At 67.0% G+C, this 18,759-nt stretch carries 19 protein-coding genes; 8 read left to right on the top strand and 11 right to left on the bottom strand.

Annotated elements, in window-relative coordinates; translation table 11 throughout:
• Nucleotides 1-37 precede the first annotated feature (37 nt).
• Nucleotides 38-1,135, top strand: coding sequence for an Mrp/NBP35 family ATP-binding protein (locus C7453_RS16090; protein ID WP_114728830.1), 1,098 nt, complete (start codon nt 38-40; stop codon nt 1,133-1,135).
• Nucleotides 1,136-1,162: 27 nt separating this feature from the next.
• Here C7453_RS16090 and C7453_RS16085 read toward each other — a convergent pair whose 3' ends face one another.
• Genes C7453_RS16085 through queA form a run of 5 tightly spaced genes read right to left on the bottom strand, consistent with a single transcriptional unit; the run spans nt 1,163 to nt 5,569 of the window.
• On the bottom strand, nt 1,163-1,990 hold the full coding sequence (locus C7453_RS16085) for a TerB family tellurite resistance protein (RefSeq protein ID WP_114728828.1): 828 nt from the start codon (nt 1,988-1,990) through the stop codon (nt 1,163-1,165).
• A gap of 33 nt (nt 1,991-2,023) precedes the next feature.
• On the bottom strand, nt 2,024-2,272 hold the full coding sequence (locus C7453_RS16080) for a ribbon-helix-helix domain-containing protein (protein WP_114728826.1): 249 nt from the start codon (nt 2,270-2,272) through the stop codon (nt 2,024-2,026).
• Nucleotides 2,269-3,342, bottom strand: coding sequence for a tRNA epoxyqueuosine(34) reductase QueG (gene queG / locus C7453_RS16075; protein ID WP_114728979.1), 1,074 nt, complete (start codon nt 3,340-3,342; stop codon nt 2,269-2,271). The genes C7453_RS16080 and queG overlap by 4 nt, the downstream gene beginning before the upstream one ends.
• Nucleotides 3,342-4,505, bottom strand: a complete 1,164-nt coding sequence (gene tgt / locus C7453_RS16070; RefSeq protein ID WP_114728824.1) for a tRNA guanosine(34) transglycosylase Tgt — start codon at nt 4,503-4,505, stop codon at nt 3,342-3,344. The genes queG and tgt overlap by 1 nt, the downstream gene beginning before the upstream one ends.
• Nucleotides 4,502-5,569 (bottom strand): tRNA preQ1(34) S-adenosylmethionine ribosyltransferase-isomerase QueA, encoded by a 1,068-nt coding sequence (queA, locus tag C7453_RS16065; protein ID WP_114728822.1) that lies wholly within the window; start codon nt 5,567-5,569, stop codon nt 4,502-4,504. Before queA ends, tgt begins: the two co-directional genes overlap by 4 nt.
• A 115-nt stretch (nt 5,570-5,684) precedes the next feature.
• On the opposite strand from queA, the gene C7453_RS16060 reads away from it, so the two are divergent.
• From C7453_RS16060 to C7453_RS16035, 6 genes are all read left to right on the top strand, one after another.
• Nucleotides 5,685-5,906, top strand: a complete 222-nt coding sequence (locus C7453_RS16060; RefSeq protein ID WP_114728820.1) for a hypothetical protein — start codon at nt 5,685-5,687, stop codon at nt 5,904-5,906.
• A 17-nt stretch (nt 5,907-5,923) separates the two neighbouring features.
• Complete coding sequence (locus C7453_RS16055; protein ID WP_114728818.1) at nt 5,924-6,415, top strand: kinase inhibitor; 492 nt, start codon at nt 5,924-5,926, stop codon at nt 6,413-6,415.
• 96 nt (nt 6,416-6,511) lie between these two features.
• Entirely contained in the window at nt 6,512-6,856 is a 345-nt protein-coding gene (locus tag C7453_RS16050) for a hypothetical protein (RefSeq protein WP_114728816.1), read from the top strand.
• A gap of 74 nt (nt 6,857-6,930) precedes the next feature.
• Nucleotides 6,931-8,730: a copper resistance system multicopper oxidase gene (locus C7453_RS16045; RefSeq protein WP_114728814.1), complete on the top strand. Its 1,800-nt coding sequence runs from the start codon at nt 6,931-6,933 to the stop codon at nt 8,728-8,730.
• Entirely contained in the window at nt 8,727-9,506 is a 780-nt protein-coding gene (locus C7453_RS16040; RefSeq protein ID WP_174787990.1) for a copper resistance protein B, read from the top strand. Before C7453_RS16045 ends, C7453_RS16040 begins: the two co-directional genes overlap by 4 nt.
• A gap of 29 nt (nt 9,507-9,535) precedes the next feature.
• Nucleotides 9,536-9,838, top strand: a complete 303-nt coding sequence (locus tag C7453_RS16035) for a hypothetical protein (RefSeq protein ID WP_114728812.1) — start codon at nt 9,536-9,538, stop codon at nt 9,836-9,838.
• Nucleotides 9,839-9,854: 16 nt separating this feature from the next.
• On the opposite strand, the gene C7453_RS16030 is transcribed toward C7453_RS16035, so the two are convergent.
• Entirely contained in the window at nt 9,855-10,202 is a 348-nt protein-coding gene (locus C7453_RS16030; RefSeq protein WP_114728810.1) for a metal-sensitive transcriptional regulator, read from the bottom strand.
• Between the two features lie 95 nt (nt 10,203-10,297).
• Between C7453_RS16030 and C7453_RS16025 the strand changes: the two genes are divergently transcribed.
• Nucleotides 10,298-12,694, top strand: coding sequence for a heavy metal translocating P-type ATPase (locus tag C7453_RS16025; RefSeq protein WP_114728808.1), 2,397 nt, complete (start codon nt 10,298-10,300; stop codon nt 12,692-12,694).
• A gap of 32 nt (nt 12,695-12,726) precedes the next feature.
• Here C7453_RS16025 and C7453_RS16020 read toward each other — a convergent pair whose 3' ends face one another.
• The 5 genes from C7453_RS16020 to C7453_RS16000 form a co-directional block, all read right to left on the bottom strand.
• Nucleotides 12,727-13,350, bottom strand: coding sequence for a nitroreductase family protein (locus tag C7453_RS16020; protein ID WP_114728806.1), 624 nt, complete (start codon nt 13,348-13,350; stop codon nt 12,727-12,729).
• 351 nt (nt 13,351-13,701) lie between these two features.
• Nucleotides 13,702-16,953, bottom strand: coding sequence for an efflux RND transporter permease subunit (locus tag C7453_RS16015; protein ID WP_114728805.1), 3,252 nt, complete (start codon nt 16,951-16,953; stop codon nt 13,702-13,704).
• Between the two features lie 212 nt (nt 16,954-17,165).
• A complete protein-coding gene (locus C7453_RS16010; protein WP_114728803.1) occupies nt 17,166-17,666 on the bottom strand; it encodes a Fur family transcriptional regulator in 501 nt (166 codons plus the stop codon).
• Between the two features lie 31 nt (nt 17,667-17,697).
• Nucleotides 17,698-18,555 (bottom strand): energy transducer TonB family protein, encoded by an 858-nt coding sequence (locus C7453_RS16005; protein WP_245949100.1) that lies wholly within the window; start codon nt 18,553-18,555, stop codon nt 17,698-17,700.
• Nucleotides 18,552-18,759 (bottom strand): biopolymer transporter ExbD (locus C7453_RS16000; RefSeq protein WP_245949099.1); only part of this gene is annotated, 208 nt, incomplete at its 5' end. The genes C7453_RS16000 and C7453_RS16005, both read right to left, overlap by 4 nt.

The following is an 18,759-nucleotide window of genomic DNA, read 5'->3' as shown; positions in this document are numbered from 1 at the left end:
GACCACGCTCCGCGCGGCCGCCACGGAAGGATAGACCATGACGGAACCCACGCCGGCGCGGATCGCCGACATCCTGCGCCAGGTCCGCGACGCGGACGGATCCACGATCCTGGACCATGCGGCCCTGGACACGACGATGCTGCGCGACGGCACATTGCATGTCGCCCTGGCCACCGACCGGGCGGCGGCCGGACGCATCCAGTCCTTGCTGCCGGCGGCCGAACAGGCATTACTGGCACTGCCCGACGTGGTCGCCGCCAGCATCATCCTGACCGCCCATCGCCCGGCAGCCGCTCCCGCCCCGGCGCCGGCTGGTGGCCATCGACCGCTGAATCTCGGCACCCCCGGCGGCCGGCCCGCGCAGGGGCCGATCCTGCCGGACGTGCGCACCGTGATCGCCGTAGCCTCTGGCAAGGGCGGGGTCGGCAAGTCGACGACCGCCGTGAACCTGGCCGTCGGGCTGGGGATGGAGGGGCTGCGCGTAGGCCTGCTTGATGCCGACATCCATGGCCCTTCCCTGCCACGCATGATGGGCCTGCACCAGCCGCCCCAGGTCCGCGACGGTCGCATGGCGCCGCTGGAGGCGTGGGGCATCCGCGCCATGTCCATCGGCCTGCTGGTGGACGAACGCCAGGCCATGATCTGGCGTGGCCCGATGGTGATGGGTGCGCTGGGTCAGCTTCTGGGTGACGTAGAATGGGGCGCGCTGGACGTGCTGGTGGTGGACATGCCCCCTGGCACCGGCGACGCCCAATTGACCCTGGCCCAGAAGGTCTCACTGGCCGGCGCGGTGATCGTCTCCACCCCGCAGGACATCGCGCTTCTGGATGCGCGGCGCGGGATCGCGATGTTCGAGAAGATGAATGTCCCCGTGCTGGGGATGGTCGAGAACATGTCCTATTTCTGCTGTCCGAACTGCGGCCACCGCACCGACCTGTTCGGCCATGGGGGCGCCAGGGCCGAAGCCGAGGCGCTGGGCGTGCCCTTCCTGGGTGAAATCCCGCTGCTGGCCGATATCCGCGCTAGCGCGGACGCCGGTGCCCCCATCGTGATCTCGACGCCCAGCAGCCCCGCCGGCCAAGCCTATCGCGCCCTGGCCCATACGGTGGCGGCTACCGTCAGGCGGGTAAAATAGCGAGCGGGATCGCTATCGGCACGAAGCTCAAAGCTTCCTGTCGCGCTTGATGCGGTCCCAGGCGGCATTGATCCGGGCGATCCGCCCGGCTGCCGCTTCAACCGCCGCCTCGTCGGCACCACGGGCCGTCATGGCGTCGGGGTGATGTTCTCGCACCAGGACACGCCAGGCCGCGCGCACTTCGCTGTCCGTCGCATTGCGTGCCACGCCGAGTTCCGCATAGGCGTCGACCTCGCTGACATCGGGCCGCGCGCCGCCGGACTCCGCCCGGTCCCATGCGCCGGCGCTCAGGCCGAAGGCCTGATGCACGCGCCGCAGGAAACGGATTTCTGCCGGATGCAATGTCTCGTCATGGCCCAGATCGGCGCGTGCGATGATGAACAAAACGGCCAGCGCCTCTTCCAGCATTTCAGGCTTGTCGTGGAAAGCGCGGCCCAGTTCGGTAGCGAAGGCTTCGAAATCGTCGACCCGCTGCCGCGCCTGATCGAACAGGCGGCCCACGTCGCTCGCATTCTCGGCGGGAATCTGGAACCGGCGCTTGAAGGCATCGATTTCGGCCCGGTTCACCGGCCCATCGCATTTGGCGACCTTGGCGCACAGCACCACCATCACCAGCCCGTAAAGCTGGTCACGCTTGCCCATTACCGAGGCCAGCTTGGCCGCGACGAAGGTCGCCGCCCCATTCGGGTCGGCATTCACCCGGGGGGCCCAGCGGTCGGTCCAGCCGCCGACGGGCGTTTCCAGAATCGACCCGTTATCGGCCGCGTGACCAAGGGCCGCGCCCACCACGGCGCCCATGGGGCCGCCGACCGCGAACCCCGCCACACCACCGAATAATTTACCCCAGATCGCCATTTTTCCCGCCCAGATGTCCGGACCGATTCCGGTCTAGCACGCGGGCGGCTCCGCCCCCAAATCAGCGCGTGTCTGCTGGGCGTGCAACGCTGCGACCCGCAGGGCGGACGCCAGTGGCCGCGCCGGGTCGCGTGCGGCATCGATCGCGGCAATCAGCGCAGGCAGACCCATGGAGCGCGCGCGCGCCATGCCCTCCAACGCTGTCCAGAATTCGGGTTCCAGCGCCACGCTCGTCCGATGGCCGGACAGGATCAGACTGCGCTTGACCAGACCGCCGCTCATCGGGGCAACCGCCCGACCGCCCAACGCGCGGTCTCGGCCACCACCGCGTTCGCATCCTCGCACAAATCCTGCGCCACCGGCACCAGGGCCGCCTGCCCCGAATTGCCGACGGCCACCAGCACATTGCGCACGAACCGGTCACGGCCGATCCGCTTGACGGGAGAGCCCGAGAACAGGGCGCGGAATCCCGCGTCGTCCAGCCGCGCCAGGTCTGCCAAGCGTGGCATCGTCAGATCCTCGCGTGCGCGCAACTTCATATGACGCGACTCCGTGGCAAACCGATTCCACGGACAGACGGCCAGACAATCGTCGCAGCCATAGATCCGATTGCCCATTGCCGCACGGAATGGCTCCGGGATCGGTCCAGAGCTCTCGATCGTCAGATAGGAAATGCAGCGTCGCGCATCCAACTGGTACGGCGCGGGAAAGGCATCGGTCGGGCAGGCATCCAGGCAGCGATGGCACGACCCGCACCGCCCGCCGGATTCGTCGGACGCCGGCAGTTCCAGGCTGGTGTAGATTTCACCGAGGAACAGCCAGCTTCCATGTCGGCGCGAGACCAGATTGGTATGCTTGCCCTGCCAGCCGAGCCCCGCCTGCTCGGCCAGGGGTTTTTCCATCACCGGCGCCGTATCGACGAAGACCTTGACCTCGGGCGTGACGCCCGCGCGCGCCCCCTGGGCCACCACGAACTGGGCCAGATGCTTGAGCATGCCCTTGACCACATCGTGATAATCGCGATGGCGGGCATAGACCGAGATATTCCCCCGGTCCGCCAGACGTGTCGTTGCCAGCGCGTCACCCGCAGGGGCGTAGGACAAGCCCAGCGCGATCACGCTCCTGGCCTCGGGCCACAGGGCACGCGGATCGCCGCGCTGCTCCACCCGGTCGGCCAGCCAGCCCATCGCGCCATGATGGCCGGCCGCCAGAAAATCGGCCAGATGCCGCCGGGCATCGTCCCCCAGCGCAGCCGCGCAGAAGCCCACCGCGTCAAAGCCCAGCGCCAGCGCCTTGTCGCGAATGGCATCGCGCAGCGCGACGGCCCGGCCGGGCGGCGGACCGTTTTCCATCACGGAACCGGCGGAATATCGGGGGGTGGCATCTCGTCCGGGGACCAATCCTCCATCGCCCATTGCGCGCGCAGCCATGCCGCGTGCGCCTCGAGCGTGCCCTCGACGATCGCTGCCCGGATGCCGCGCATAAGGCGCTGATAATAGGCAAGATTATGCCAGGTTAGCAGCATCGGGCCCAGGATCTCGTTCGTGCGGAACAGATGATGCAGATAGGCACGGCTATGGCACGTGCAGGCCAGGCAGTCGCAATGCGGCGAAATCGGACGCGAATCCACCGCATGCCGCGCGTTGCGCAGGTTCAGCGTGCCGCGCTCGGTATAGGCCCGCGCCGTACGCCCCGCGCGGGTTGGCATGACGCAGTCGAACATGTCCACGCCGCGCTCGACGCTGCCCAGCAGGTCGTCAGGCGTGCCCACGCCCATCAGGTAGCGCGGGCTGTCCCACGGGATCAGCGGCGTGGTGGCGTCCAGGGTCGAGAACATCAGTTCCTGCCCTTCGCCCACCGCCAGGCCGCCGATGGCGTAACCTTCGAAGCCGATGCCGGTCAGGGCGCGAACGCTCTCAGCCCGCAATTCGGCCTCGGTGCCTCCCTGGATGATGCCGTACTGGGCGTAGCCGGGACGCTGCACGAAGGCTTCGCGGCAGCGCGCGGCCCAGCGCATCGACATCCGCATGGACTGCGCGATCACCTCGGGCGCGGCCGGCAGGGCCGGGCATTCGTCGAAACACATGGTGATGGTGGCATCCAGCGCGTGCTGGATGTCGGTCGAACGTTCCGGCGTCAGCCGGTGCTTGGAACCATCAATGTGCGAACTGAACGTTACCCCGTCCTGGTCCAGCTTGCGCAGCGGGCCCAGCGACATGACCTGGAAGCCGCCGGAATCGGTCAGGATCGGCCCAGGCCAGTCCATGAAGCGATGCAGCCCCCCCAGGGCGCGCACCCGTTCCGCCCCCGGCCGCAGCATCAGGTGATAGGTATTGCCCAGCACGATGCCGGCGCCGGTCGAGCGCACCGCATCCATCGTCATCGCCTTGACGGTGCCGACGGTGCCCACGGGCATGAAGGTTGGGGTCGGCACCACGCCATGGGCGGTGTGCAGGTGCCCTGCCCGCGCGCGGCCGGAACGGGCCTGCTCGACCCAGCGGAATGACGTGCTCATGCTCCTGTTTCTCCCGGTGTCGGCGCGCGATGCAGCAGGCACGCGTCGCCATAGGAGTAGAAGCGGTACCCCGTGCCGATGGCATGGGCATAAGCGTCGCGCATCCTGTCATATCCGGCAAAGGCGCAGACCAGCATGAACAGGGTCGAGCGCGGCAGGTGGAAATTGGTCATCAGCAGGTCCACCGCCCGGAAACGGTAGCCGGGACGGATGAAGATCGCGGTGTCGCCGTCGAAAGGCCTGATCGTGCCGTCGGGGTCGGCGGCGCTTTCCAGCAGGCGCAGCGACGTGGTGCCGACCGCCACGATCCGGCCGCCCGCGCGGCGGGTGCGGTTGAGCCGCTCGGCCGTCTCCTCGGTGATCACGCCGCGTTCGGCATGCATGCGGTGGCCGGCGATGCTGTCGCCGCGCACCGGTAGGAAGGTGCCTGCCCCGACATGCAGGGTCAGCGTGCAGCGCTCCACCCCCGCCGCGTCCAGCGCCGCCAGAAGCTGGGGGGTGAAATGGAGGCCCGCGGTGGGTGCGGCTACGGCGCCGCGATGGGCGGCGAAGATGGTGGCGTAGTCCTGCCGGTCCTGTTCGGTGGGTCCCTGGGGGCGGTCGATGTAGGGGGGGAGTGCGAGTACGCCTGCCTTTTGAAGAAAGGCATCGAACGCCGCCCCCTCGGTATCGAAGCGCAGGATCACCCCGCCTTCGTCGTCACGCGACACGATGGCTGCCGTGTTGGACGTGCCGGGAAACGTCAGCACGTCGCCGGCGCGCAGGCGGCGGGCGTTGCGGGCCAGCGCATGCCATGTGCCGTCGGGCAGGATACGGTCCAGCGTGATGCCGATTTTCGCCTCGCCGCGTCGGGCGTCGAGTTGGGCAGGGATGACGGCCGTGTCGTTGGCCACCAGCAGGTCGCCCGGCCGCAGCAGCGACGGCAGGTCGCGCACCACCCGGTCGTGGAACGGGCCGGTCGGCATGACGTCCAGCAGACGTGCGGCATCGCGCGGGCGCGCCGGATGCTCGGCGACCAGCGTGTGGGGCAGGTCGAAATCGAAATCGGAGACTTGATCACTCATCGGATGCCCCGTTTACGGAATCCGGCGCCGCGTGGCCAGCACGATGCGACGGTTGGACAGCGGCGGCGGCGGCGGTCAGAATGGCGTCCCTGCAATGCAAACCGGAGCCTGACCCATGTCCTATGCCGCGCTTGATGCCGCCCGCGTCGCCCGTGCCTGCAAATCGGCGCTGACCGTTCTGGAAAGCAGCGATGAAACGTCCGAAGCCCATGTGCGCAAGACGCTGATGGTCCAGCGCATTGCCGCCCTGGCCGAAGCGGCCTCGGAATCCCCGGCCGGCGGTGCCGTCGTGACCCTGACGTCGGAAGAGTTCTGGCTGGTCAGCAAGAACTGGTAAGCGAAGGACTGACCCATATGACATTCACCCTGACCAGCCGGGCCTTCAAGGACGGTGAACGCCTGCCGGACGCCCAGGTCTTTGACGGCATGGGCTATCGTGGCGGCAATATCTCGCCGCCACTGGCCTGGAGCGGCGCGCCCGAGGGCACGCGCAGCTTCGCCATCACGATGTACGACCCCGATGCGCCGACCGGCTCGGGCTGGTGGCATTGGGTAGCCGTGAACATTCCGGCCACCGTCACCACCCTGGCCGCCGGTGCCGGATCGGGCGATGCGGACCTGCCCGACGGCGCGTTCATGACCCGCACCGATTTCGGCGGCAACGTCTATGGCGGCGCGGCCCCCCCGCCCGGCCCGGCGCACCGCTACATCTTTACCGTCCACGCGCTGGATACCGAGACGCTGAGCGTACCCAGCGATGCCTCGGGCGCCATGGTCGGCTTCTTCCTGCACAGCCATTCCCTCGGCTCGGCCAGCCTGACGGCCCTGTTCGGCAAGGACGCCTGAGCGAAACCGACCCCGGAAAAGACTTTCCCCGTATGCCCCCAGAGGGTATACGGGCCGGTGAAGCCGCGTTTTCGCGTCGGAGCACAGGAGCCCTGGATGGTCAGGACACATGCCCGGATTTCGACAGGTCTGCTGGCCTGCCTGCTGATGCAGGTGTGGCTGCTGGTCGGCTTCGTTCCTGCCCATGCGGACGCGCCCCCGGTGATGCACCATCACGGGGCCACCATGGTGACGCACCATTGCACCGACATGAACCACCACAGCGACAAATGCTGCCATGTCCATGCCGCGTCGACCGATCTTTCGCCTCCGGCGACGATTCTGCTGGCGGCGCTGCAACCGGAAATGCGCAAGCAGCCCTTTGTGGCGTACGGTCTGGCCGTCCCCCCCAGCACTGACGGGATGCCGTCTTTCAGGCCACCGAAAATCCGCGCTGTCTGAACGCCTGACGGGCGTCTTGCGTCCTGCCATCTGCCGGTGGCCTGTTCTGACACTGTTTTAGCGGATCCTTAGCTATGTCCATACCGTCCCGCATGGCGGGCGGCCTGACACGTCGCCGTTTTGTCGCGCGTGTGGGGGCTGGCGGTCTTCTGGCCGCCCTCCCGCACCCGTCACAGGCGCTGGCCACGCCGCCGGGCGTGCTGCCACCCGCCGCTTCGGCGACCTGGAATTTGAATGTCGGCCGTTCGCGCATCGAAATCGACCGCAAATCCCTGAATGCGCCTTGTATCGGGGGTAGCGTTCCCGGCCCCATCCTGCGCTGGCGGCAGGGCGACACCGTTGCGATCAACGTGACCAACGGCTTGGAGAACGAAGACACCTCCATCCACTGGCACGGCATCCGTCTGCCCGCGGCCATGGATGGCGTGCCGGGCCTGAGCTTTACCGGCATCCGGCCCGGCGAGACCTTTACCTATCGCTTTCGCGTCCATCAGAGCGGGACATACTGGTATCACAGCCATTCCGGCATGCAGGAAGTGCAGGGACTGTACGGCGCCGTCGTGATCGACCCGCGCGAGCCGGCCCCGGAACCCTGTGACCGGGACTATGTGATCCTGCTGTCGGAATGGACAGACGTGGCGCCGTCGGACATCGTCAGCAACCTGAAGATGCAGGATGACTACTATACTTTCCGCCAGCGTACCGCCGCGTCTTTTCCGGCAGACGCGCGCCGGGCCGGCGGTGCGATCGCCGCGCTGAAGGACAGGCTGGCATGGTCGCGGATGCGGATGGCCGCCACGGACATCTCGGATGTCAGCGGGATCATCTACACCTATCTGCTCAACGGCCATGCGCCCGAGATGAACTGGAACGGCCTGTTCCGGCCCGGCGAGCGGGTTCGCCTGCGCTTCATCAACGCCGCGTCCATGACGTTCTTCGATATCCGCATCCCCGGCCTGGAGATGCTGGTGGTGCAGGCCGACGGCAACGACGTGGACCCTGTGCCCGTGGACGAGTTTCGGATCGGCGTAGCCGAGACCTATGACGTGATCGTGCAACCGAGGGAGGACCGGGCCTACACGATTTTCGCGCAGAGCGAGGACCGCACCGGCTTTGCCCGTGGCACGCTGGCGCCGCGGGCGGGCATGGCCGGCGTGATCCCGCCGATGGACCCCCGGCCCGTGCGCACGATGATCGACATGGGCATGGGAAACATGGGCATGGGAGACATGAAACCCGGCGAGAGCATGAAGGACATGGATATGTCCGGCATGCCGGGCTCGGGCGGCATGGATATGGCGCATGGGGATATGCCCGCCATGGGCGACATGCCCATGCCCAAGCCGGCGATGGAGGTGGATGACCCCGGACCACCGCCGCTCAATGTCGAGAACCAGAATGTCGCCATGATGCCGGTGGACCGGCTGGGCAGCCCCGGAGACGGGCTGGAGGAGAACGGCCGGCGGGTCCTGACCTACAAGCAACTGAGAGCCACCCGGCCGGGCGCCGATCCGCGCCCGCCCACGCGGGAGATCATCCTGCATCTGACCGGGAACATGGAGCGCTATATCTGGGGCTTCAACGGCCGGAAATTCTCAGAATCGGGGCCGATCCGGCTGAAACTGGGCGAGCGGGTGCGCTTTACGCTGATCAACGACACGATGATGGAGCACCCGATCCACCTGCACGGATTATGGAGCGAACTGGAAAACGGCCAGGGGGATTACCGCCCTTACAAACACACGATCATTTCCCAACCGGGGTCGCGCCTGAGCTACCTTGTGACCGCCGACGTGCCGGGCATGTGGGCCTATCACTGCCACCTCATCTACCATATGGATCTTGGCATGTTCCGCACGGTGATCGTGGCATGAAGGGCGCGCTGCTGGTGACGGCGCTTATGCCGTTTCTGCTCGCGGGGCCGGCGTGGGCGCAGGGTTCGGGCACGCATTATGTCGCCGCCGATGCGCCCTCCGCGACGCCGGTCGCCTATCTGGGCAACATGCCGCCCGTCATGGACCAGGACCGTTATTTCCATGGCATTCTTGACGAATTCGAAGGCCGGTATGCGCCCGGCGGCTCTGCCTTTCGCTGGGATGGAGAAGCCTGGTACGGCACGGACTACAACCGGATCTGGCTCAAATCCGAAGGGACGGTCCAGAACGGCAAGCTGGGCGACGGGGACCACGAAATTCTCTACAGCCGCGCGATCTCGACCTATTTCAATCTTCAGGGCGGCGTGCGGGCGGATCTCGATGACGGGCCGACCCGGACCTGGGGCGCGTTCGGCATCCAGGGGCTTGCGCTCTATCAGTTCGAGTTGCAGGCCACGGCCTATGTCAGCGACCGGGGGCGTTTCGCCAGCCGGGTGGAAGGGTCCTACGATTTCCTGCTGACCAACCGGCTGATCCTTCAGCCGCAGGCCGAGTTCAATCTGTACACCAAGGCCGATGCCGAGCGGCAGGTTGGCGCCGGGCTGTCGGATGTGGATGCCGGGCTGCGCCTGCGGTACGAGATCTGGCGGAAATTCGCGCCTTATGTGGCCGTGACCTATGCGGGGCATCTGACCCAGGGCCGCCGGATCGTCCGCGATCAGGGCGGGGAGACCGGCACGCTTCGCTTTACCTTCGGCATCCGAAGCTGGTTTTGAATATTCACAAAAGAAACAAGGATATTTCGATGCGTTATATTCTTTCCGCCATGATGGCCGCGCTCTTCGCCGGCACGGCCCATGCCGCGCCGATGCGGATGACGCCCGGCATGGCCATGGATTCCATGAAAACGTCGTCTGCGACGCAGGCGCCGGACCCGATGGCCGGGATGTCGATGGAACAGCAGATGGCGCTCTGTTCCAGCCTTGAAAGCCAGGAAAGGCAGGGCAAGACCCTGTCACCGACCATGAAGCAGCAGAGTGCCGCCTGCCATGGCATGACAATGGGGGCATCGGCGCAGACCGCGCCGCCGGCGACCCAGGAACGCTGAGACTGTTGGGCGCGTGCTAACGCAGCATGCGCCTGACGACGCCGAGCAGTTCTTCGATGGCCTCTTCGCCGCCATCCTCTCTCACCGCCTTGCGCACGCACCCGCTGGCATGGGTGGACAGAACCTGGATGGCGACGCCGTCCAGCGCCGATTTGACGGCGGAAATCTGCATGAGGATATCCACGCAATACCGGTCGTTCTCGACCATGTTCAGCACGCCGCCGATCTGCCCCTCGATCCGGCGCAGACGGTTGACCAGGGCCTTTTTCTGCGGCTGACGAACGCGCTTGCCCGTGTCATCCGCCTCCACCACGCACTCCGTGCAGGTGTCGACGGCTGCCGGCTTTCGACGCTGTGTTGCCATGCCTGTCCTGCCTCCTGTCGGCGTTTACAATCATTCCCTTGAATATACCGGGGTGGGGTATAATATCCAGAGCGTATTTCCGGGGGAGAGAAACAGTGTCGGTAACGGTCAGTTTTCAGGTTGGCGGCATGAGCTGCGCGGCCTGCGCCGCCCGCATCGAGAAAGTGCTGAACCGGCAGGATGGCGTGACGGCGACGGTGAATTTCGCCACCGAGCGCGCGCAGGTCGTTCTGGAAAACCCGGCCACGCCGATCGATTCCGTCGTCGCTGCCGTGCGCAAGGCCGGGTTCGATGTCGCGGAACGCAGTATCGACCTGTCGCTCTCCGGCATGAGTTGCGCGGCTTGCGCCGCCCGCATCGAAAAAATCCTCAACACGCTGCCCATGACACGGGCGGCCGTGAATTTCGCCACCGAGCGTGCGCATATCGTGTTCGTACCCGGTATCGTGGAGCCCGAGACCTTCATCACCCGCATCGAAAAGGCCGGTTTCGGCGCGAAACGGCTGGATGACGGCGTGCGCGAGGACCCGCAGGCCGAACGCGCCGAGACATGGATCGCCGAGCGCAACCTCTTCATCCTGACGGCGGTCCTCTCCCTGCCCTTCTTCGTGCAGATGCTGGGGATGCTCGCCGGGCATATGGCGATGATGCCCGGCTGGCTGCAACTGGTGTTTGCGACGCCCGTGCAGGTTTTCTGTGCGTGGCATCTGTATCGGCGGGCGTGGAATGCGCTGCGCGGGGGCTCGGCCAACATGGATGTGCTGGTGGTGCTGGGCACCGGCATCGCATACGGGTTCAGCGCCGTGGTGGTGCTGTTCCAGCTTCATCAACCCGTCTATTTCGAGGCCAGCGCGTCCATCCTCACGCTGATCTCGCTCGGGAAACTGATGGAGACGCGGGCGAAGAACCGGGCCAGCGCCGGGATCGAGCGCCTGCTTCAGCTTCAGCCGCCGGTTGCGCATGTCGAAAGCGGCGGCGATGTGATCGACCGGCCGGTGGCCGATCTCCGGGTGGGGGATATCGTCGTCATTCGCCCCGGCGAAAGCGTGCCTGTCGATGCGACGGTGATCGAGGGCGCGTCGGACATCAACGAGTCCATGCTGACGGGTGAGAGCATGCCCGTGCTCAAGAAACCCGAAGACCGGGTCTTCGGCGGCACCCTGAATGAAAATGGCGTGCTGCGGGCCAGGGCAACCGGTGTGGGCGCGGATACCGCGCTGGCGCATATCGTACGGATGGTCGAGCAAGCGCAGGGGTCCAAGGCCAGGGTGCAGCGGCTGGCCGACAGGGTTTCGAACATTTTCGTCCCGACCGTGGTGGCGCTGGCGCTGATTACGTTTCTCGCCGGCTGGGGGGTGACGGGGAACGCCATATGGGCCCTGGTTTCGGCGGTTTCGGTGCTTGTGATCGCCTGCCCCTGTTCGCTCGGGCTGGCCACGCCGACCGCGATCATGGTCGGGACGGGGCTGGGAGCGCGTTCGGGCATTCTGTTCCGCAATGCGGACGCGCTGGAACAGGCGGAAAAGCTGACGACCATCATCGTGGACAAGACCGGCACGCTGACGCAGGGTCGGCCGACCGTCAGCGACCTGCACCCCGCGCCGGGCAGCCGTGAGGCCGAATTGCTGGATGTGGCCTACGCGCTGGAGCGGGATTCGGAACATCCGCTGGCGCGCGCGATCGTGGACCATGCACGGGCCGCCCATAGTGCCGAACGGGTCGTCGTGGATTTTCAGGCCGTCGCCGGGCTGGGGGTTACGGCCATGCTGGACGGCGCCGTTGCCCGCCTGGGTTCGCCCCGGTTTCTTGCGGAGGCCGGGCTGACCGTTGACGATGCGCTGGTCGGGCGGCTGGAAAGCGAGGGCAAGACCGTTATCGGCGTGGCGCTCGCCGCGCGGGTGCTGGGGTATATCGCCCTTGCGGACCGCCTGCGGCCGGATGCGGTTGCGACCGTGACCGCCCTGAAGCAGGCCGGAATCCGGGTGGTGATGCTGACCGGGGACAACCAGCGCGCGGCAGCGATCGTGGCGAAGCAGGTCGGCGTGGACGATTATCTGGCCGGCGTGCTGCCCGGCCACAAGGCGGAGGGCGTGGAGCGATACCGCGCGCAGGGCGGTGTGGTCGGCATGGTGGGCGATGGCATCAACGATGCGCCCGCGTTGGCGGCGGCCGATGTGGGTTTCGCGATCGGTGGCGGTTCGGCCATTGCGCTGGAGACGGCGGATGTGGTGCTGATGAACAGCGAATTGACCAGCGTGCTGGATGCGATTTCGCTCTCGCGCGCCACGCTGTCCAAGATCCGGCAGAATCTGTTTTTCGCTTTTATCTACAATATTCTGGGGTTGCCTTTGGCCGCGTTGGGCATGCTCAACCCGATCGTGGCCGGAGCGGCGATGGCCATGAGTTCCGTCTCGGTGGTCAGTAATTCCCTGCTGCTCAACCGTTGGAAGCCGTCGGTCAGGCCCCGCGATGTTCGGCGGGGGGCGGCTTGAGAGCCGCCCCCCGGCCGGTCCATGCGTCGGCCTTATGCGTCGGTCTGGGTCGGGAACCGCCCTTCGAACGCCAGGTCGGACAGCGGCCGGCGGCCCGATGGCGTTTCACGCGCGCGCAGCCCTTCGGGCAGGATGTCGGCCGCCCCCTGGCGACCGATGACGATGGCCGCGTTGAGCGCGTAATCGTCCGGCAGTTCCAGACCCGCACGGGCGACGTCCTTGTCGAACCCGCTGACCGGGTGCGTCGCCCAGCCGGCGCGGGCCGCCTGAAGCTGCACCAGCACCGCTGCCGCGCCGGCATCGAAGGCATGGGTGGGGGCGGGCACGGGCTCGGCCTGCCCCGCCGCGCTGGTCACCGTGTGCGACGCGACATAGACCAGCGCCGAGGCATGCTGCGCCCAGGAATGGTTGAACGGGATCAGCCAGGACAGGAACCGCTCCCAATCGGGTGTGTCCCGCCGGGCATAGAGAAAGCGCCAGGGCTGGGAATTATAGGCGGACGGCGCCCAGCGGCCGGCATCGAGAAGGGCCAGCAGGTCGGCTTCGGCAATCGGAGCGGCGGCAAAGGCGCGCGGCGACCAGCGGTCGAGGATCAGCGGCTCGACGGGTGTTTCGGACACGCGCCCGGAGGATTCAGGCCTGGAAGATTCAGCCATGGTGATCAACCTCTTTTACAACATGCATCACAAAGCGGATGTCGTCATCGTCATGGACGCCGGGGCGGGCCCGGTCCGGCCATGAGGTCGTGACATCGCGGCCCGCTGACATATCATCACGCCCTGTCGTTTGATCAGACTTTAGTCATGGTGTCATGTGGATATTATTAATACGAACATCCATCGTGATTCGATCGCTTCCTGTGATCCTGGCTGGGTCAAATCGCTCTGGCATTATGGTCACCGCCGCGCCATGCGGCGCCGGGGCGCAGATTATCGGCCATCGTTTCGGCGACCAGCAGGTGTCGGCACGGGATGAAGGAGAAAAAATCCTTTTGTAATCATGATTCTTTACATGCTCATGCGCCGATCCGCCGCCCGTGGCCGGCGAGTGCCCCATGCCGCCATCCTGGCCACCAGAAGATAGAGGGCCGGCGTGGTGAACATGGTCTGGGCCTGGCTGACGACGAGACCGCCGATCAGCGCGATGCCCAGCGGCTGGCGCAGTTCCATTCCGTAGCCCCCCATCAGCACCAGCGGCAGCGCGCCGAGGGCGGCGGCGCAACTGGTCATGACGATCGGCCGCAGGCGCAGCAGGCAGGCCTGCTGGATTGCCTCCTTTTCCGTCAGGCCCTGCGCACGTTCGGCATGGATGGCGAAATCGACCAGGAGGATGGCGTTCTTGAGCGAGATTCCGGTCAGCAGCAGCATGGCGATGGCCGCCATGCCCGAGAAGGGCAGACCGAACAGGCCCAGCGCGATGACCGCGCCGACCCCGGCCGAGGGGATGGTAGAGAGAATGGTCAGGGGATGCAGCACGTTCTCGTAGAGCATGCCCAGCGTGAGATAGACGGCGAGGATCGCGCCGCCGATCAGGATTTCGGTATCGTAGGTGTTCCGACCAAGGTCGCCCTCGTCGCTCTGCAATTCGCCGCCGACCGCATCGGGCAGGTGAAGCGCCAGCCGCTCGGCGCCGATGATCGTCTCGACCTGCGACTGGCTGACGCCCGGCGCCAGTTCCAGCGCCAGCGACGCCGAACTGGCGTAGCCCAGATGGGTGACCGCCACCGGGTCGAGGCTGGGCGTGATCCGGGTGACCACCGATAGCGGCACCAGGGTTTCCGCCCCCGTGGCCACCGCCGAACCGGTCGAGACATTGGCACCGCCGGCCAGGCTGTTGGCGATCTGGTTGCGGAAGGCCGTGCCGGCGGCGGCCGATGTGGCGACCCGGACGGTATTTGAAGCCGAACGGCCCGAGGCGGAGCCGCCGGAGGGGCTGATCCAGAATTGCTGCAGGATGGCCGGGTCGCGCAGGAAGCGGTCCTGGACCGTCATCACCACGTTATACTGGCCCTGCGGCGTGTAGACGACCGAAGCCGTGGTCTGGCCCAACGCATCGGACAATGTGTGGCCGATCACCTGCGGCGTGACGCCCACGCGGGCGGCGGTGTCGCGGTCGATGGCAAGCGTGATCCCCTGCCCCGGCGGGTCGATATCGGGATCGACCGTGGTGAATTCGGGGTGGTGGCGCAGGGCCTGTGCCAGCCGGCGGGTGACGGGGCTTAGAAGCCGGTCGTCGTCGCTACGCAGGATGTAGCTGAGGCCGCTGCTGTTCGACCCCACGCGCATCATCAGGTTGCCCGGCGCCTGCGCATGGTATTCGGCGTGAATATCCCGCCCCATGCGGGCCGCCGCTCGCGCGGCGATGACCGGTGCGGGGTCGCGCCCGGTCGAACGGTCGCGGAGCGTGGCGAAGAGCATGCCGTGGCTGCTGCCCTCGTCGGTATCGAGATAGGCGATGACATGCGCAACGCCCGGATCGGCCAGCAGGACGCGGCTGAACCGCTCCAGCCGGGCCTTGGTCTGGGCCACGGAGCTGCCGGTCGCGCGCGAGCCGCCGGAGACGATCCCGATATCCTGACGCGGGAACACGATTTTGGGCATGCGGACGAACAGCGCCACACCCAGCGCCAGCGTCAGCGGAAGCAGCAGCGCGCTGCGGCCCGGATGCGCCACGCAGAATGCCAATGTCCGACGATACAGGCTGCCCCGCTGCTTTTCATGCGCCAGCAGGGCGGCGACATCCGCGTGACGGGGCCTGCGCCCACCGATGCCGCGTGCCTCGGCCAGCCGCATGCAGAGCGCCGTCAGGCAGGGTGTCGCCATGCAGGACAGGACCAGCGACACGATCACCGCGATGCCGACCGTGCCGGCGAACTCCCGGAACAGCCGCCCCGTAAGCCCCGAGGCCAGCCCGATCGGCAGGAACACCGCCAGCACCGACACGGTAATCGACAGCAGGGTGAACAATACCTCGCCTGCTCCCGCGATGGCGGCATCCTCCGGCGACAGGCCGCGCGCGCGATGGCGCATGATGTTTTCGATCACCACGATGGCGTCGTCGACCACCAGTCCGGTCACCACCGTGAGGGCCATGAGCGAGAGATTGTCCAGCCCGAAGCCCGCCAGCTTCATCGGCCCGAGGCTTGCGGCCAGGCCGCAGGGCACGATGATCGCGGCCGCGATCGAGGCCGTCCATGACCGCAGGAACGCCCACACCACCCCCAGCGCCAGCAGGCAGGCCAGCAGCAGCGTCACCATCGTATGATGCAGCGAGGAGCGGATGACGGCCGAACCGTCGCGCGCCACCGCGATATCGGCGCCGGGCGGCATCAGCGTGCGCAGTTGCGGCAGGCGCGCCCGCACCGCATCGACGATGCCCACCAGATTGGCACCCGGCTGGGCCCGGACCATGAGCGTCAGCGCCGGCTTGCCGTCGAAAAACGCGGCGGCGTTCACGTCCTGCATGCTGTCGGTGACGGTGGCCACGTCGGCCAGCCTGACCGGGTGGCCATTCTTGTAGGCGATGACCAGGTCGCGATAGGCCGCCGCCTGTTCCGCCTGGTCGTTCACCGCGAGCTGGTAGCGACGATTTCCCTGGTCGATCACGCCTTTGGGCGTGTGGGCATTGGCGGAGGCCAGGGCCGCGCGCAGATCCTCGAACCCGATCCCGTATTTGAAGAAGGCGAGCGGGTTCATGGCTACGCGGACCGCCGGATCGGAACTGCCGACCAGCGTGACGTCCCCGACCCCCTGGACCTGCAAAAGCATCGGGCGGAGCGTGGTATTGACCAGATTATGAAGCTGGGACAGCGGCTGCATGCCCGGCGTGACGGCCAGGATCAGCACCGGCGTCGCATTGGGATTGGCGCGATGATATTGCGGGTCCGACCCCGGTGTGGTGGGCAGGTCCATGCGCGCGGCCCGCAGCGCCGCCTCGACATCGCGCGCGGCGCCGTTGAGGTCCCGCCCCAATGCGAAGCCCAGCGAAATCTGCGTGCGCCCGCGCGACGATGTGGAGACCATCTGCGTCACGCCGGCGATATTGCCCAGACGCCGTTCCAACGGGGCGGCCATGGTGCGGGCCATGACCTCGGGCGAGCCGCCGGCCTGGGACGCGGTGACCGAGATGACCGGCAGATCGACATCGGGCAGGTCGGACACCGGCAGGCGCGGCAGCGCCAGCAGACCGGACAGGACCGCCGACACCAGCAGCAGCATGGTCGCCACCGGGTGACGGACGAACCAGACAATGACTTTCAACGCCCGACACCTATCCCGCCCAGGCGGCCACTCTTCCCATGACGCACGACAGACGGGGGTTTCCCCCAGCCAGACCGAACGGTTCCGAAAGACTCAGATTCTGTTTCCACCGTTTCTGTTTGCACCGTGTCGATGCACGCCCCAGGTGCCCGCGCGCACCGAAGCACGGACACTGCGTGCCGGATCACCGGGAGGGCGATGGTCCAGACAGCCTATGAGAGTCCGACCGGAACCACCGTAACCGATGCCCCCTGCACCGCCAGCCCGCGCTCGGCGGCGATGCGGTGCAGCAGGCTTGCGATTTCCGTTACGTCGCATGGAATTTTCCGGCCGGTTCCGGCCTCGACAAAAGTGATCAGGGGGGCGACCCTGCGCTCGGAGGGCACCCGGTAGTGCCAGACCCGGTCCGGCCCGACCTCGCGCCGCAGCACATCATGCTCCACCAGCAGGTTCAGGTTGCGCTGGATCGAGCCCTGGGTGGGAGCGTGCCCCGTCATCATCGCCGCGATGGTCTTCCAGATCCCGACCGCGGTGGCGCCGGGCCCGGCTTCCAGCACGCCATGCAGGAGCACGCGGCGCAGGTCGGTCATCTTCAGGCCGGCTTCGCGGCAGCATTCCTCCAACCGGCGGACCTGTTCGCGGCCGGCGCCCATGCCGGGACGGATCTGATGAATATCGGGCGGAGAACGACGATGTTCGGGGAAGGCAAGCATGAAGGCGATCCTCTCACGATCTGCGGAAACATCAGTTCGGGTGGATGTAGAATTCGACGGGCACGGTCAGCGTGATCGGGTCGCCCTTCACCTCGTCGGGCGGGACCGGCAGCGGTTCGGCACGCCGCACCAGCGCCAGGGTTTCCTGATCCAGCAGGCTGTGGCCGGAACTGGTTTCGATATTGGCCGACAGCACATGACCCTTGCGGTCCATCGCGAAATGCAGATAGGCCGTGCCTTCCTGCCGGTCTGCCTGGGCTTCTGCCGGGTAGCGCTTGAATTTTTCCAACTGCGCCAGCAGCGCGCCCTGCCATGTGACCGGATCGTGCGCGGCATGCGACGACGAGGCGCCCGGTGCGGGGGCCGCCTGATCGGGCGCCGGCGGGGCCTCCGACGAGGGAGGGGCCGTGGTGGCCTCGGCAGGCGGGGTCTTGTCCGGGATCGGCTTCTTCTGCAACAGCGTCGGCTTGGTCTTCTTCTTGATGATCTTGCGCTTTTCCTCCTTCGGCACCACGAGCGGCGGGTTGGGCGCGGGCGATGGCGGGGCGGTGATCTTGGGCGGCGGCTCGGGTTGCGGATCGGGCACCGAGACGGTCTGTTGCGGACCGACCGGGGCGTCGGTCGGCGGGGTGGGGGTGGAGACCGGCTCGGGCGCAAGGTCGATGGCGATCGCGGCGGGGGGCGGCTCGGGCACCGGCATCACGGGCGGTGGCAGGTGCATGACCCACAACACCACGCCACCCGTCACGGCCAGCACGGTGACGAAGGATACCCCCCAGCGCACGACCTCGCGCCGCCGTTCGCGGCGAAGCTGCCCGGTCCGCCAGTCGGCGAAGGACAGGAGCGTACCGCCGTCAACCATTTGCGCCATGTCCGCCGTATCGCTCACGGCGTGGCTCCGGGCGCGGGAACGGCGGCGACGGGAGCAGCGGGGACGGGGGCCGTAGCGGCCGCGCTGCCTTCTTCCTGGCCCTGGAGATTGACCAGCGCGACCTTGGGGTAACCCGCGGCCCGCAGCTTATCCATCACGCCCATCAGGGTGCCGTAATCGACCGTCTTGTCGGCGCGCAGGAAGATCCGCTCGTCCTTGTTG

This window comes from Gluconacetobacter liquefaciens, from assembly GCF_003350405.1.
Taxonomy (GTDB): Bacteria; Pseudomonadota; Alphaproteobacteria; order Acetobacterales; family Acetobacteraceae; genus Gluconacetobacter; species Gluconacetobacter liquefaciens.
Note: the sequence above shows the minus strand (reverse complement) of the source record. Positions and strands in the feature narration are given on the sequence as shown.

What these genes read in the sequence shown, in the direction of transcription:
- C7453_RS16090 (WP_114728830.1), top strand. Translation starts at nt 38, where the DNA reads ATGACGGAACCCACGCCGGCGCGGATCGCCGACATCCTGCGCCAGGTC.
- C7453_RS16085 (WP_114728828.1), bottom strand. Translation starts at nt 1,990, where the DNA reads ATGGCGATCTGGGGTAAATTATTCGGTGGTGTGGCGGGGTTCGCGGTC.
- C7453_RS16080 (WP_114728826.1), bottom strand. Translation starts at nt 2,272, where the DNA reads ATGAGCGGCGGTCTGGTCAAGCGCAGTCTGATCCTGTCCGGCCATCGG.
- queG (WP_114728979.1), bottom strand. Translation starts at nt 3,342, where the DNA reads ATGGAAAACGGTCCGCCGCCCGGCCGGGCCGTCGCGCTGCGCGATGCC.
- tgt (WP_114728824.1), bottom strand. Translation starts at nt 4,505, where the DNA reads ATGAGCACGTCATTCCGCTGGGTCGAGCAGGCCCGTTCCGGCCGCGCG.
- queA (WP_114728822.1), bottom strand. Translation starts at nt 5,569, where the DNA reads ATGAGTGATCAAGTCTCCGATTTCGATTTCGACCTGCCCCACACGCTG.
- C7453_RS16060 (WP_114728820.1), top strand. Translation starts at nt 5,685, where the DNA reads ATGTCCTATGCCGCGCTTGATGCCGCCCGCGTCGCCCGTGCCTGCAAA.
- C7453_RS16055 (WP_114728818.1), top strand. Translation starts at nt 5,924, where the DNA reads ATGACATTCACCCTGACCAGCCGGGCCTTCAAGGACGGTGAACGCCTG.
- C7453_RS16050 (WP_114728816.1), top strand. Translation starts at nt 6,512, where the DNA reads ATGGTCAGGACACATGCCCGGATTTCGACAGGTCTGCTGGCCTGCCTG.
- C7453_RS16045 (WP_114728814.1), top strand. Translation starts at nt 6,931, where the DNA reads ATGTCCATACCGTCCCGCATGGCGGGCGGCCTGACACGTCGCCGTTTT.
- C7453_RS16040 (WP_174787990.1), top strand. Translation starts at nt 8,727, where the DNA reads ATGAAGGGCGCGCTGCTGGTGACGGCGCTTATGCCGTTTCTGCTCGCG.
- C7453_RS16035 (WP_114728812.1), top strand. Translation starts at nt 9,536, where the DNA reads ATGCGTTATATTCTTTCCGCCATGATGGCCGCGCTCTTCGCCGGCACG.
- C7453_RS16030 (WP_114728810.1), bottom strand. Translation starts at nt 10,202, where the DNA reads ATGGCAACACAGCGTCGAAAGCCGGCAGCCGTCGACACCTGCACGGAG.
- C7453_RS16020 (WP_114728806.1), bottom strand. Translation starts at nt 13,350, where the DNA reads ATGGCTGAATCTTCCAGGCCTGAATCCTCCGGGCGCGTGTCCGAAACA.
- C7453_RS16010 (WP_114728803.1), bottom strand. Translation starts at nt 17,666, where the DNA reads ATGCTTGCCTTCCCCGAACATCGTCGTTCTCCGCCCGATATTCATCAG.